Source organism: Methanoculleus thermophilus, from assembly GCF_001571405.1.
Classification (GTDB): domain Archaea; phylum Halobacteriota; class Methanomicrobia; order Methanomicrobiales; family Methanoculleaceae; genus Methanoculleus; species Methanoculleus thermophilus.
Genome location: NZ_BCNX01000002.1, coordinates 1 through 13,360, shown reverse-complemented (window position 1 = coordinate 13,360; position 13,360 = coordinate 1). Strand labels below are relative to the sequence as shown.

Annotated in this window: 8 protein-coding genes and 1 pseudogene; all 9 read right to left on the bottom strand. The window is 60.1% G+C overall.

Annotation, left to right across the window (positions count from 1 at the left end):
• Positions 1 to 295: transposase (locus tag MCUTH_RS00045; RefSeq protein WP_201784925.1), on the bottom strand; the 295-nt coding region annotated here is incomplete at its 3' end.
• A gap of 72 nt (positions 296 to 367) precedes the next feature.
• Positions 368 to 913 (bottom strand): hypothetical protein, encoded by a 546-nt coding sequence (locus MCUTH_RS00040; protein WP_066953704.1) that lies wholly within the window; start codon positions 911 to 913, stop codon positions 368 to 370.
• A gap of 151 nt (positions 914 to 1,064) precedes the next feature.
• The gene (locus MCUTH_RS00035) at positions 1,065 to 1,796 is read right to left on the bottom strand and encodes a hypothetical protein (protein ID WP_066953701.1); all 732 of its coding nucleotides are present in this window, start codon (positions 1,794 to 1,796) and stop codon (positions 1,065 to 1,067) included.
• Positions 1,796 to 3,727 carry a BREX-3 system phosphatase PglZ gene (gene pglZ, locus MCUTH_RS00030; protein WP_066953699.1) on the bottom strand — a complete coding sequence of 644 codons (1,932 nt, stop codon included), beginning with the start codon at positions 3,725 to 3,727 and terminating at the stop codon, positions 1,796 to 1,798. The genes MCUTH_RS00035 and pglZ overlap by 1 nt, the downstream gene beginning before the upstream one ends.
• Positions 3,720 to 6,302 carry a DEAD/DEAH box helicase gene (locus tag MCUTH_RS00025; protein WP_066953697.1) on the bottom strand — a complete coding sequence of 861 codons (2,583 nt, stop codon included), beginning with the start codon at positions 6,300 to 6,302 and terminating at the stop codon, positions 3,720 to 3,722. The genes pglZ and MCUTH_RS00025 overlap by 8 nt, the downstream gene beginning before the upstream one ends.
• Positions 6,262 to 8,871, bottom strand: a complete 2,610-nt coding sequence (locus MCUTH_RS00020; RefSeq protein WP_066953694.1) for a DNA methyltransferase — start codon at positions 8,869 to 8,871, stop codon at positions 6,262 to 6,264. The genes MCUTH_RS00025 and MCUTH_RS00020 overlap by 41 nt, the downstream gene beginning before the upstream one ends.
• Before the next feature lies 1 nt (position 8,872).
• Positions 8,873 to 12,553 (bottom strand): DUF6079 family protein, encoded by a 3,681-nt coding sequence (locus MCUTH_RS00015; protein ID WP_066953691.1) that lies wholly within the window; start codon positions 12,551 to 12,553, stop codon positions 8,873 to 8,875.
• A complete protein-coding gene (gene brxF, locus MCUTH_RS11490) occupies positions 12,553 to 13,020 on the bottom strand; it encodes a BREX-3 system P-loop-containing protein BrxF (protein ID WP_150468762.1) in 468 nt (155 codons plus the stop codon). The genes MCUTH_RS00015 and brxF overlap by 1 nt, the downstream gene beginning before the upstream one ends.
• Before the next feature lie 214 nt (positions 13,021 to 13,234).
• Positions 13,235 to 13,360 (bottom strand): annotated as a pseudogene (locus MCUTH_RS11910) (IS5/IS1182 family transposase); the annotation flags it as partial.

The window sequence follows — 13,360 nt, the reverse complement described above, 5'->3', positions numbered from 1 at the left end:
TTGCATTCACCAGAGCCTTCTCCACCCGGGCATACCGTCCAAAGACCTGTGTCTCGAACGGGAACTCCCGAAACTGCGGTTTCCGGAGGATCGTCTCCCCGTATCGGGTCTTGAGGGATCGGTCCTTATACCCGTTCCGATGTGCCTTCCGGGCATCGGTTCGCTCGTACTGGGCAGCTCCCGCCTGCTGGAGAGCTTCTGCAAGCATCACCTGGTTGAGGAACCCGGTGATGAGATTCTTCATGCCGTCTTCTTGATCGATAAGATAATCTTCGATAAATGCTAAGATATCCATGGCTCTGGTTCTCCTTTGTCCAAATCTAGGTTGGATCCAGGGCCAATTCAATTTTACAGAACTTTCGTTACGCTACCGCATTCGCAGCCAGAGCGGCCCGATCTTATTCCCCCGCAGGAAGGGGAAATCAGTGTAATTACGGCCGCTCCCTGGATGCTGGTCTTCTCTTAACCGCCGGAGAATTGTCGGCCCATCATGGCCGCAATCGGCCAGGAAGTTACGCGGGTCGCCGTTCCATTTCTTGTAGAACGAGAGGGCGACCGTACGCCAGATGAACGCGTCCCGCTGGATCTTCTTCGAAAGCCCGTGCTTCTGCATATCAGCGACGATCTTCGAGTACTGTGTCTCGTACAACGCCGCAGGATTGAAAAGATACCGGGTCTCCGGGTCCTCGTATGTGCGCCGGGCGCTCTCCCAGAGTGCGTGGGCATCTCGCTGGTAATCGATCGCCACGGTCAGGGTGAGGAAGAGGATGTGTTCCAGCGACCCGGACTCGACACCTTGAGGAGGTCTATCTTCGGGCATATCCACTCTGCCATGAATGCCGGTAGTCCTGAAGGCCTCGTAGAGCAGCGGTGCGATACGATGGCCTTTAGGGATGTCGGAGGAGAGCGCCATACAGGGAAATTTCCCAGAGGTGGGATAATATTTTCGGAAGACCAAGGAAGCGCCACGAGCAAAGGAAGTGTGGTCTACCGGTGGAAGACTAAATCGACGGCAATACCCAAGGTAAAAGATCCCCCATATTGCCGCCCCATATTGCCGATGCCTACGTACGACTCTTTTTCTCAGAGCATCGTAGAGCAAGTCGGCCATTTCCGATCTGCGACACCTCGAACTCACCGGATTCCAGAATATCCGGGATGGAGAGAGAGAATGAGAACGCAAAGACCTCCAGCAGTGTATGGACCTGATCCGCGGGAAGGGAATCGGTGGGGTTTGCACATAATGCCACCTTCAACAGCCAGATCTCCGCATCCTTACTGGATGTGGTGAGAGGGGGGGCACACCCGTACCTGCCCATCTGTTCGCCTCTGATAACACCCCAATCGTTCAGGGACTCGACCACTCGCTGTACCGCTCTTGGTATGGTGGCTCTTTCTCCCCAGGTTTCACTCATCCTCTGAATAATTTCCTGTTTTGAGAAACTGCCATAGTACCGGAGAGAGTAACCCACTGTCCGCACTACATCCCGGAAGAAGGGGTAGGCCAGGATGCACATCCCCCAATGGAGCCAGATCCGGTCGGCTTGATTCAGTCCCGGCAGCAGCGCAAAGGCCCTAACCCTGTGGGGGCGATCGGACTCAGGGATACGGCTCCATACCCGTGTCAGCACGGTGATGGTCTTTCGTCGCGCTGTGTAATTGGGATAATTCTCTGCAAGGTAGGCATGGAGATAGTTTCGGATCTGCTCGATATCCTCGGTTTCCCGGGAAACTCCTGCGGTGGCGTCGAGCCAGTCCAGCCTGAGAGGCCGATCAAATCCAATCATCCGTGACATTATTGTGTGCTCCTGATCTCAATGAAGGGGACAAAGACTTCTTCCAGCGCAATGCTGCCATGTGAGACGACTTCGGTGCCTGGGGGAGAGAATGCCGAGAGCCCGCCAGCAAGCAGGACTGCGTGGCCGGTACCAAGATACTGTGATGGCCATACACAGGAATCTTTTGGAAACGCCGCGTGCGCTTCCCCGGCAAACGATGCATGGTGGTAGACGCGGGCCCGGAGGCTGGTCTCCTCGACGAGGTCGCCCTGGCGCGGGGCGCCGACGCCGGAAGCGCAGACGTTTCCATGGTCGGCGGTGATGTAGACCCGATAGTCCCGGTCAAGGAGACGGGTGACGAATCGCCGGAGAGTTCCGGTTTCCATCCAGCGCCGGATGCCGTCGTGCATCTGGGGCATGCCCATCGTGGTATTATGGATAAGGTTGTCGATGGTGTTGATGACGAATCCGGCGATCGCCGGGGTGGCGTCGTGGACGAGTTCGTCCACCTCTGCAAACGATGAGAGGGTGTTGCCGCGAGAATACCCAATGGACCTCTCCGATCTCCCCTGGTTGTGCCAGAAGGTGCGCCAGAGGGTCTCTTCATTCCGGGTGGTTCCGTTCACCCCTGATACGAGCGAAGGCTTCTCGCCAGCAAAGAGGGACCGGCGCGAGATTGAGGTGAGGGTCGGGACCCAGGCACAGACGAGATCGTCGGTATAGAAGAACTCGTCGCCGAGCATCTCCTTGATGATGAGCCATTGATCGAGGGCCATGCCGTCCATGACGATGAGGGCGATGTGGTCGCCCCCCCGGTGGGCGAGATAGTGGGGGATCTGGTGCACCATGACCGGGGCAGGGAGGTAGGGGCGGTCGGGAAGGGTCGGGAAGGTGGCGAGGATCCATTCCCCGAAGGCGGTCTCGATCTCCCGGTGGAGCGCTTGGTACCGGGGCCTGACCTCGTTGAGCGCCGACGATGATGGCCCGGAGAAGAGCGTCACCGCCTCGGCCCAGAGCCGTGCGCACTCTTTCCAGTCGTCGAGCCTGGCATCCGGGCCGGGAAGGTTCTCCTGGATTCGGTTGAGGAGGGATCTCAGACGGTACACCTGTTCGGCGTCATGGTCGCGGATGATGCCGCAATGCGCCCATTTCGGGACCTGGACGGATGGAGGTGCAGCGAGGGGTCTTAATGCGCCTTCGAGGAAGAAGGTGTCGATGTAAAGCCGGATCCGGTCTTCGTCGAAGGGAACGGTCGGTGCCGGTTCGCCGCCGCTGATGTACCTGGCCCATTCGTCCTGGAGGTACGCCATGAAGGCCCCGCGCTCAAAGAGACTTCTGATATCCGGGAGCCCGGGATGATATTGCCGACCGGCCCAGGTCTCCAGACAGTGATCGACGAGGACGCCCGGGACGGTCTGGTGGGAGTAGTGGATCCGGCAGAAGAGGGCGATGAGGTCGGCGAGTGTTCTGATCTCGTCTTGCCGTATGGAGAAGACCTTGTCGAGGATGAACCGGGCGGTCTGGTTCCTGCCGAGCCGTTTGCCGCGGAGGGCTTGCGCGGCCTCATAGAGGGCGTCGTAGTGCCGGGAACCGAGGGCCTGGACGGTCCGGTAGTCGAGGCCCGGGAAGAGATCGGCAAGGGTAATCCGGATACACTCGCTCTTTTCGAGAAGGTCGTAGGGGACTGATTTTGATTCCCGGTGGGTATGGGTGAACCTGACGATGAGGCGGGGTGTCTCTTCGCCGTTGTCCCGGGGTGTGCGGTAGCCGGTCTCGTAGGTGTGCCGGAAGGCAACTGGGTCGGTGTAGGTGAGCAGGTCGAACCCGTCGGCCCGAAGTGCCTGGACGATCCGCTCTTCAAGGAGGATCCGGTCGGGGTCGAGCACCACGACGAGGGGGGTGCCTGCGAGGCGGATCCGGGTGAGGATCTGGTCCTGCCATTCAGTCATGGCCGCCCTCCACCCGGAGAAAGAGGATTGGATAGATCGCCGGGATTCCGTTCAATCCGATCTCCCGGCTGGTATCGGCGGCGCCACTCCTGCTCCGGTCGCAGAGTGCCGGATCAGCGGTCGATATGCCGGTGATCGAGTAGGCGCCCCGGGCAAGGGCGTCCCAGATCTGCCTCCCGGCGACAGGGAAGGAGCGGCCGGTCTCGGTGATGAAGTAGGAGACGGCAATGAGGGAGGGGCCTGATGTGCCGGAGACGGAGAGTTTCCAGAGTGACCAGAGCCCCCTGACCTCGTGGGGGAGGTCGGGAATCCGGACGGTGGGGATGGGTTGGTCCGGTGAGGCAACGGCTATGCGGGTGAGGAGGGCGCTCACGGCGGGGTCGGCAACGGTGAGGAGGGTGAGGTCGGTCTCGTCGCCGGGAGGGGCGAAGACGATGCCGGCCTGGCGGTGGCCGTCGGGCCACCTGAGGTCGAAACCCTGCATGCCGCGTGTCACCTCGCCGCCCCGGGCCCTGATAGCCGAGACGACGAGGTGTTCGGTGAGCGCGGGGAGGGGCGAGTGGAGGTAGTCCCTGACGTCGCCGGCGGAGAGGATGGGCTGGTCGAGGAGGGACGAGAGCGTCTGGCGTTCCTGTCGTGCCTGCTCCTGGACCGATGCGATGAAGGTGTCGAGGTAGCGGTCGGTGTTCTCGGGGTCGAGGATCGCCCGGATGAAGAGGTCCTCGAATCCCCGTTCCGCCTCGCTGGAGTCGAGGACGTCGCTGAATTTGTCGAATCCAAGGTCGTTTAAGATGACGAGGAGTTTTTCGAGGAGGACTTCGTGGACCCGTTGCTCGACGGTGTCGGAGAAGACCATGTTGTAGACCATGACGTCGTGGGTCTGGCCGATCCGGTCGACCCGGCCGATGCGCTGCTCGATCCGCATGGGGTTCCAGGGCAGGTCGTAGTTGATGGCGATATGACAGAACTGGAGGTTGAGGCCTTCGCCCCCGGCCTCGGTGGAGATCATGACCTGGGCGTCGGTTGCGAAGGCCTGCTGGGTCCTGCGGCGCTCGTCCATGTCCATCGAGCCGTTGAGGCAGACGACGGAAAATCCTCGTGCGGTGAGGTATTCGGCGAGCATCTGCTGGGTCGGGACGAACTCGGTGAAGATGAGGAACTTGAGGTCGGGGTCGTTCTCTTCGCCGCAACGGGAGTGGATGAGGTCGACGAGGCGTTCGACCTTTGCGTCGGGGCGGGCGGCCTCGCACCGGCGAGCGAGGTCGAGGAGGAGGCGGACCTGTGTCGTCTCCGTCTGGTGTGAGGAGCGCTCGGCACGGATGGCCTCGTCGATCTGCTCTTCGGGCTCCAGGTCCCACCAGTCGTCGCCCGTGGGGCCGTCGGCGGGCGTCGGGGGGAGGGTCTCTTCGAGGATAGCGAGACGTTTTTCGAGGGTGGTGCGGATGGAGCGGGTGCTGCTGGAGACGAGGCGCTGCATGAGAACCATGAGAAAGCCGATGTAATTCCTCTTCTCGGCAAGAGCGTGGTTGTAGCCGGTGCGGACGTAGTCGGTGACGGCGTCGTAGAGTTCGGCCTGGAGGCGGTGCTCGCCGCTCCACTCGACCCTGACGATCTGGGTCTGCCGGGGTCTGAAGAGGGGGGTGCCGTCGGTGCCGATGGCGCTCCGTTTCTCGGTCCTGATGATGTAGGGCTGGAGGTCGTCGCGGTTGACCGGGCCGTCTTCCCGGAAGGTTGTCGGGTCGAGGAGGCTCATGAGCCGCATGAAAGCGTCGGTCTTGCCCTGGTGCGGGGTGGCAGAGAGGAGGAGGAGGTGCCTTGCCGACCGGGCGAGGGCGCGGCCGAGGGTGTGGCGGGCGACCTGCCGGTTGGTGCCGGCGAGTTTGTGGGCCTCGTCGACGATGATGAGGTCCCATCCGGCCTTTGTGACGGCGTGGAACCGGTCCTGGTTGTGCTGATGTAGTCGTGCCGGCGTCCAGCCTCGCCGCTGTTTGAGGGGTTTGATGGCGTCGATTGAGACGATGGCCCGGTCGATCCGTCGCCAGAGGGAGGGGTCGGTGCTTGCGGGGTCGAGGAGGGTGAAGGTCTCGCCGAAGTGCGTCTCCATCTCGGCGACCCACTGGGTGACGAGGCCTCTCGGGGCGACGATGAGGATGCGGGCGGCCCGGTTCCGGAGGGTGAGTTCTTTGATGATGAGGCCGGCCTCGATGGTCTTGCCGAGCCCGACTTCGTCGGCGAGGAGGCAGCGGACGGGGTCGCGGCTGCAGGCCCGGGCGAGGGCGGCGACCTGGTGGGGGAGCGGGGTGACGGGGGAGAAGAGGGGGGCGAGGAGCGGTGTTTTTGCGAGGTGGTCGAGTATCCGCCCGGCTGCTGCGCGTGCGGTCACCTCGTCTTTCTCCAGGGGCGGGGCCTGGTCGAGGGGGGTGCAGGAGGATGCATCTCCGACGGCCACGGTGTTTGCGCTCGGGACCCAGAACCGGCAGGTGGTCGTGCCCCAGATCTGCTGGGTCTCGATCACCTGGACGGGTTCTCTGTACTCAGAGCTCCAGAGCCACCTGCCGACCTGTACCTCTTCCATGTTCGGTCTGCCCCTGCCGCGTCCGGGCGTTGTCGTAGTACATCAGGAGGACGTCGTCTTCCTGAAGGATGCTCGCCGGGAGACGGTCGCCGGTCCGGATGATGGTTGCGTAGTCGCGTTCCGACCAGCATTGCTTGAATCCGGCCCTGACGGCCTCGGTTCTGAAGGTCTTGAGTTTGCCGGATGTGGCGAGGTAGGCGGCGAACTCTTTGAGCAGGGCCTTCTCCCGGATCTTTTCGAGGTCCGACTCCTTGTTGGGGTCGGGGACGTACCACCGGCCGTCCTTGTCCTTGAGGAAGTTCTGTTCGAGGAGGTCACCGAGTTCCGGGAGGGATTCGTGCTTGTCGGTGTTCCGGCTCTCGATCATGAAGGCGGGCTGGATCTCCTGGTAGGTCTTCGGGGCGGCGGTGAGGTGCTGCCTCAGCCACTGGATGGCGCTCTTCTCGTCGTGGACGAAGAGGCTCATCTGCTCGACGCGGTCGGCAACGAGGCGTTTCTGCTCGTAGCGGGGGACCTGGTCGGGGAGGAAGTACATGCCGTCGCGTTCGGGGAAGCGCTGGTAGAGCCCGAAGTAGAAGTCCGGGGCGGAGATGGGGACGATGATCCCGCGCTGGACGTGGAAGGCGACCATGCGGTCGTAGAGGAGGTGCTTCTGCCGCTCCGGGACGTACTGGAGGACGCCGTCCTTCTCCGGGGCGACCGGGAGATGTTTCAGGTGCTGGCGGACAAAGTCCCAGACGCCCTCCTCGGTGCCGGCGGTGAGTTTGAATTGCTCTTCAAGACCGCCGTTTGGCTTGTAGGCGGAGATGATGAGGTCCTGCTTGACGGCGCTCGTGGTGGTGACCTGCTTGAAAGTGCCCTGCTTCTTGTCGAGGACGCGGACGTCGGCGATGACGAAACCGGCCCGCGTCAGCGCCTGCTGGATCGCCATCCAGACCTTGTTCTGGGAGTTGTGGAACTCCACGGTCATCCAGCGTCCGGGCTTCAAGATGCGGTAGTTCTCTGCAAAGCACTGCTCCATCAGCGCCTGATACTCGGGGAGCGCCTTGTGCTGGACGTCGTTAACGATCGCTTCGGATTGGTTGTTCGTGAAGACCCGGAGCCACGCCTCCCAGAGGAAGTTCAGTTCGGAGTACATCAGGTTGCCGCCGAAGGGGGGATCGGTGAAGATGTAGTCGATTGAACAATCAGGGATATGTGGTAGAGATGAACCCGAGCAGGTATTAACAATCACATTGCCATTACTCCGATTATCAAACGCCTTCTTTACATCTCTAAGCTTTCTTGGATAGACATCGAAGATTGGCAATTCAACTGATATCGCTGATATATACAGAGTACCTGGTAAACCTGGGGTTCCACCCGGCTTCACGGGTTGATATCGACGCATTCTGTTTACATGGAGATGCAAGGATGATAATAAAAACAATTCTGGTTCTAAACGCCTATCGAACGCTTTACTGATAAAGGATGCAAGCACCCACAGATTTCTCTTAGTATAGAACTGATGCACATGGGTGACGCCGTGGGACTTCTTTGGCTGTTCCGTATTGTACCCATCAGGCAACTCATCCGTCGGATACCAGTACGGAATCGCCTTCATCTCGATCCGGTCGAGCAGGTCGAGATCAGCCGCATCCGGCACCTTCTCAAACCGCTTCTTCCCGACCGAGTAGTTGATCAGCACCGGCACCTGCTTTGCCCGGCGGACCGTCTCGCGGAGGGCCTCGTCGTGGACGTACTCCCATGCCCGTTCGAGGGAGCGCTTGGTCGTCGTCGCACCACAGTGCGGGCAGGGGAACTCATCGCGGACCTTCCCATTGGCATGGTCCACCGCCGCCTCCCAGAAGACGATCTCCTCAGAGCACGACGGGCAGACGAAGACGTCGCTCCAGACCGTGTAGTTGATCCGTCCTTTCACCGGCGTCGTGGTGCCGTCCACGTCCTTCCTGACCTGGACCTTCCCGTCCACAACGTGGTCGGTCTCGTACATCCAGCCGCATTCCTTCTCCACCTCGGCAAGGATCGCTTTCGCCTCCCGCTCGAAGGCCGCCGGGTCCACCGGGTTGTTGTAGTTGTAGGCGATGAAGGTCGCCGCCGGCGAGAGATCGCAGAGGATCGCCCGCCGGGCCCCCCACACCACGTCGGGCATCTCCCGCTCGACCTTCTCCTTGAACTCCGCATCAGGGTTGCCGCACATCTGCGCCGCCACCCCGGTCATCCCGGTCCCGCAGAACCCGTCGAAGACGATGTCGCCGGGTTTCGTGTAGTGGAGAATGTAGCGCATGATCGCCTTGTGCGGCACCTTCGTGTGGTAGGAATGAGCGTTGTAGATCGGATCGTTCTTCCCCTCGCTCACGTCCGCCGCAAACGGCTCGCAGTCGTACTTCTCTTCGGGATCGAACGGCCGGCCGTGCTTCTCGATGAACTCCCCGATCCAGGGGTTCGGGCAGGCCGTGTAATACGGCGGATCAGAGAGCGCAATGATGTCCTTATCCTTCCCGCGGGGGAACCCCTCGACCTTGCGAACGGCGTCGAGCCGCTCCTCTGTCAGTTTATAGTCAGTCATATTACTCCACCACCAGGCGCACCTTTCTCTCGTCTTTGTCCTTCACCAGACTCGCAACGTAATCCTCAAACCGCTTCTCGATCTCATCCACCGAACACGCCGACCCGCTTGCCATCAGGGCACGCCGCAGATCCTCGACCTGAATCGTCACCTTCACCAGCCCCGAAAGCGCCTCCTGGAGCGCCCGTACCAGGTCCGCCGGGACCGTCTCCGGAAGCGTCCCCCGCTCGCGGAACTCCGCCACAAGCGTCCGGTCCTTCGGTTTCAGCAGTTCAAGGTTCGCCCGCACCGTCGGATCGTCCAGGTTCTCGACCAGCATGCGGGTCCACGCCGTATGGATCCCATCAAGAAGATCATCCAGTTGTTCGAGCACGGTGCCAGGAGAGGGCGCCCCCTCATCGTCCCTTGGTCTGAACGAGCAGTGCGGACAGACCGGCTCCTTCTCAAGGTCCTTCTCCGTGAGCGCAAAACACGGTTGCAGTTTCAGCAGGGCCGTATCAAACGTGGTCAGGGACTGTTTCGGCATGAGCTCGATGCTTGAGAGCGCACGGAGGGCGATAAGCCGCGGATCGGCCTTCAACTTCCTCTTCCGCTCGTCCTCCTCACGGCTCAGGCGGGCCTGCCGGTGGAGACGGAAGTACTCTTTGATGTAGCGCTTCTTCATGCTCTCAAGCTCCCGCCTGAGATCGCTCTGGAAGGAGCGCGTGATCTCCTCCCCGGCCTCAAGCTGCACAAAGATCGAGCGTTTCGCCTCGGAAAGCGACTCCCTGCATTCGTTCCCGTCCGGGAGCGCCATCTCGGCCTGGGACAGATAGCCCGTCAACGGCGCAAGGTTCGAGCAGAACCGGGCGAGATCGTCGATCTCTTTCATCAGCGCCAGTTCCTTCGCGTGCCCCCGCACGTCGGCCTTCGTCCCGCTGTAGTTCTTCAACTTCCCCTCGGTGTTGAACCGCTGCAGCGACTCTAAAAACACCTTCAGGTTCCCGAGATCGCGCTTCTTCTGCTCCTTCGTCTGCTCGTCGTAGAGGTCGCGCCCCCAGAGCAGGAGCGACCCGTCCAGCCGCTGCTGCGCCTCCACCACCTCCGGGATAAGCGCATGCAGACGTTCCTGGAGCTGCCTAACCGCCTCACGGTGAGTTGCCGGATTCCTCACCAGACCCGGGGTAAGGCCGAGCGTCGTGAAGAGCTCGGCAAGCACCTCGATGGGGGGATCCTTCGGCAGTTCCACGTGCTTAAACGCCGCAAGATCCTGTGCGCTCTTCTTCACCATCTCGTCGAGATTTGCTGCCGTGATCTTCATGCCCGGGTAGGCCACCACCACATCGCCGTGATAGACCAGCGCTGCGAGCAGAACCCCGACATACTCAGGCTCAAGCCTGAACCGGCGCTCATACTCGATACTATGCTCCGCGACGATGATCTCGCTCCGGTTCAGCACCTGTCCAACCACCTTCTCCCGGAGAAGCGTCACAATGTGCTGCGCATACACCGACCCCTCCGGGTTGACCTGCTCCCCCTCCAGCAGCCCGAGCGCATCGAGCACCGCTGCACCCCGTTGCGTCTTCAGGCCACCGCGGAGATACGTCAGCGCATCCTTCACCGCATCGTCGCGGTCGCTGTCCCGGATCGTCTGGGAGAACTGTGGATAGTCGGGCGCCAGATCCTCGAAATGCGGGGCAAGACAGTACGCGGCGATACCATTGATCGTCACCGTCACGTCGCCGCCCGTCGGGACCGCCCCTTCCTTCGCCCATTCGAGCAGGTTCTTCTCGACGCCGGCGTAGGAGACGCGGTACGCCGTCATCACATTCTCCCGCATCCACCGGACCATGACGGCCAGATGCTCATCCGCCTTCTTCTCGTACACCCCCCGGTTCGTCGCCGACGCGGTGCTCGCCATCTCACGCGCCCCCGCATACCGTTTCAGTGCCGTGTAAAAGTCGTCGTCCCATTTTTCCAGTTTCAGGAAGACCTCGTCCGGCCGGTGCTCATCGTCGTACTCCGGTGGAGCAAACGGCTGGATGAAATAGATGTAGAAGTCTCGCGGCGGCTGGGCCGTCGACCGCTCGTTCGGCGCGCCGAAGAAGAGGTACCCCGGCCGGCCCGCCTTCCTGTCCGCCCAGACGACCTCGTGCTGCCAGATCCGATACCCGCTGATATGGGTAGTATCAGGGGTCTTCATCACCCGGGCCAGAGCATCGAAGTAATAGTGGTCCAGTTTCCACTCGTTTAAGGTCGCCGCCTTCTCCTCGATCTTGGCGTCGTAATCGATGTCCTTCCTGACGTCAAGATAGTACATGTCGTTATCAGAATTGTGAGAGATGAACTGTCCGCTCACCGTCCTGCTGATCTCGCGGAGCACCGTCTCGATCGTCGTAAGCAGGAACTCCGAATCAGGTTCGGGGAGATCCAGATAGAGACAGAGATCATCCCTGAGACTCTCGGGTTTCAGACCGATCGGAGAACTCAGATCCCCGGTCGTCAGGCGGTGGACGCAGAGGGCGTGAATGATCCTGACCGCAGCGTCGAGATACTGCTTCTTCTCGAACGAGCGCTCCAGAATGTTCTGAAGGATATGCCCTTTCTCAAGGATATCCCTGATATCCTGGTTTGTCCGGACGGACATATCCTCAGAGAGAGTATCCCAGTATCCGTCGTAGGACAGAATACCCGGACGGTCGGCTGGCACCTCGATATCGATCAGGCGTTTTACGTCGCGGCTGACGGTCTTGAGCACCTCCCGCTTCTCCACCATATACAGCCTCTCGAAGGTCTCCAGGTACCGGGGGTGCACCGGAAAGAGCGCCACGTACTCCTCGAGACGCTCGTTCATATCCCCGTAGAGAGGTGCAAACCGCTCCAGGTGGACACGGATCTTCGCCTCCTGCTCAGGCGTCTTCTGGAGGAGACGCTCCGAGACGACGTAGGCGATATCCTCACCGTAGATCCTGACCGACTCAAACCGTTTCTGGACACGCCGCATCGAATCGGCCACAAACTCGAACCGTGGGTTATCGAAGAGGGCCTCCTGAACTCCGGCCATAAACCGAAACCGGCTCAGACGGCACGACTCCCCGATCTCCCGCATGAAGTTGAGGTCCAGCACCAGGTCGGTCTCCTGGCGCGATCGGAGATAATCGAGAAGTTCGTCCACGACAAGGAGCAGCCCCTTACCCGGGTACTTCTCCCCGAACGCCTGCATCATCGCGACGAACGCATCCTTATGGTTGACGATCTGGTCGTCAGGGGGGAAGGTATACGAGACGCCCAGCTCTGCAAGATTCCTCTGGAGTTCACCGCAGACGATATCCCGAAGAGATTGCCTGACCGCACCGATCTCCGTCCTGATAACGACGAATTGGCCGGCGATGCTCTTTGAAGACTCCCGGATTGCATCGTTCCCGACCCCGGCGGCAAGGTCGGCGTGCTCGGCAATCGCGCTGATCACTGACATCAGGTGTGATTTACCGGTACCATAGTTACCGACGATCAGGAGCCCTTTCTTGTCGAGGGTAGTATTGAGTTCAAGATACGGGATCAGGCCGGAGGTGATCTTCTCGGCCATACCATCCGAGATCACGTACGTCCGGACAAGGCGCTCGGCTTCGAGCCTGTCGTCGGCTTCCCGCAACTGTACAACATCTTCGATAGGATCAAATTGAACAAGTTCACCATATTTCATTAGGCACTCGCCTCGTTAACAGAAAGAAGAATGACGCCCAAAACGTCGGTGTGTGAGTATGCTTGGTATTCATCGTGGCCCGGCACCGCATACGAGAGGGTTGAGCCGTCGTAGGACCCATCCCACGCGGCAACCACCACCTTCCTGCGGGCAGCCTGCTTGAGAAGACGAAGGGGATCGAGAGAGAGTTCAGGGGCAAACAGGAGTTCGATGTTGTCGCATAAGACTACGTCTCCCTCTGCGCTCTCGACTGCATCCAGAAACACACGTTGAACGGCGTTTGACCGTTCTGCAGGTGAATATCCAAGCGTTCGGTGGCTCACCAGGGAGCCGATATTGAGATAGGAGTAACCATGCCGATCTGCCCATTTTCTCAGCAACGTCGTCTTACCGGCCCCTGAATGGCCAAAGATGATTTTAAGGCCGCTATTTTTCTCATCAGATGCTTGCGGACGTCCAGATGGCATAGGAGATGATAAGGCAATCCCACTAATAAATCATTATGGCTTAATAGTTGGGATCTTAAATCGTACCCTAAAGCATTCCTTTTTAGAAAAGACGGTTTTTAATCAAACATACCCTGGCCTCGACAGGATATGGGCAAACGCGATGTGACCTCGTGGCATTCAGGGGATCGACTCCTTTCACCCCAAGAATATCAGCATTTATTTGCGAGATTCCGGCTCTGTTGAATTCCTTCCAGACAACGACAATCACGACTGTTTGTACTGCCTTCGTTAGGTTATGGAGGATCACTTTGATCTTGATCTCTTTGACCTGGTACCAGTATTTTCGTGCCTTTAGTTC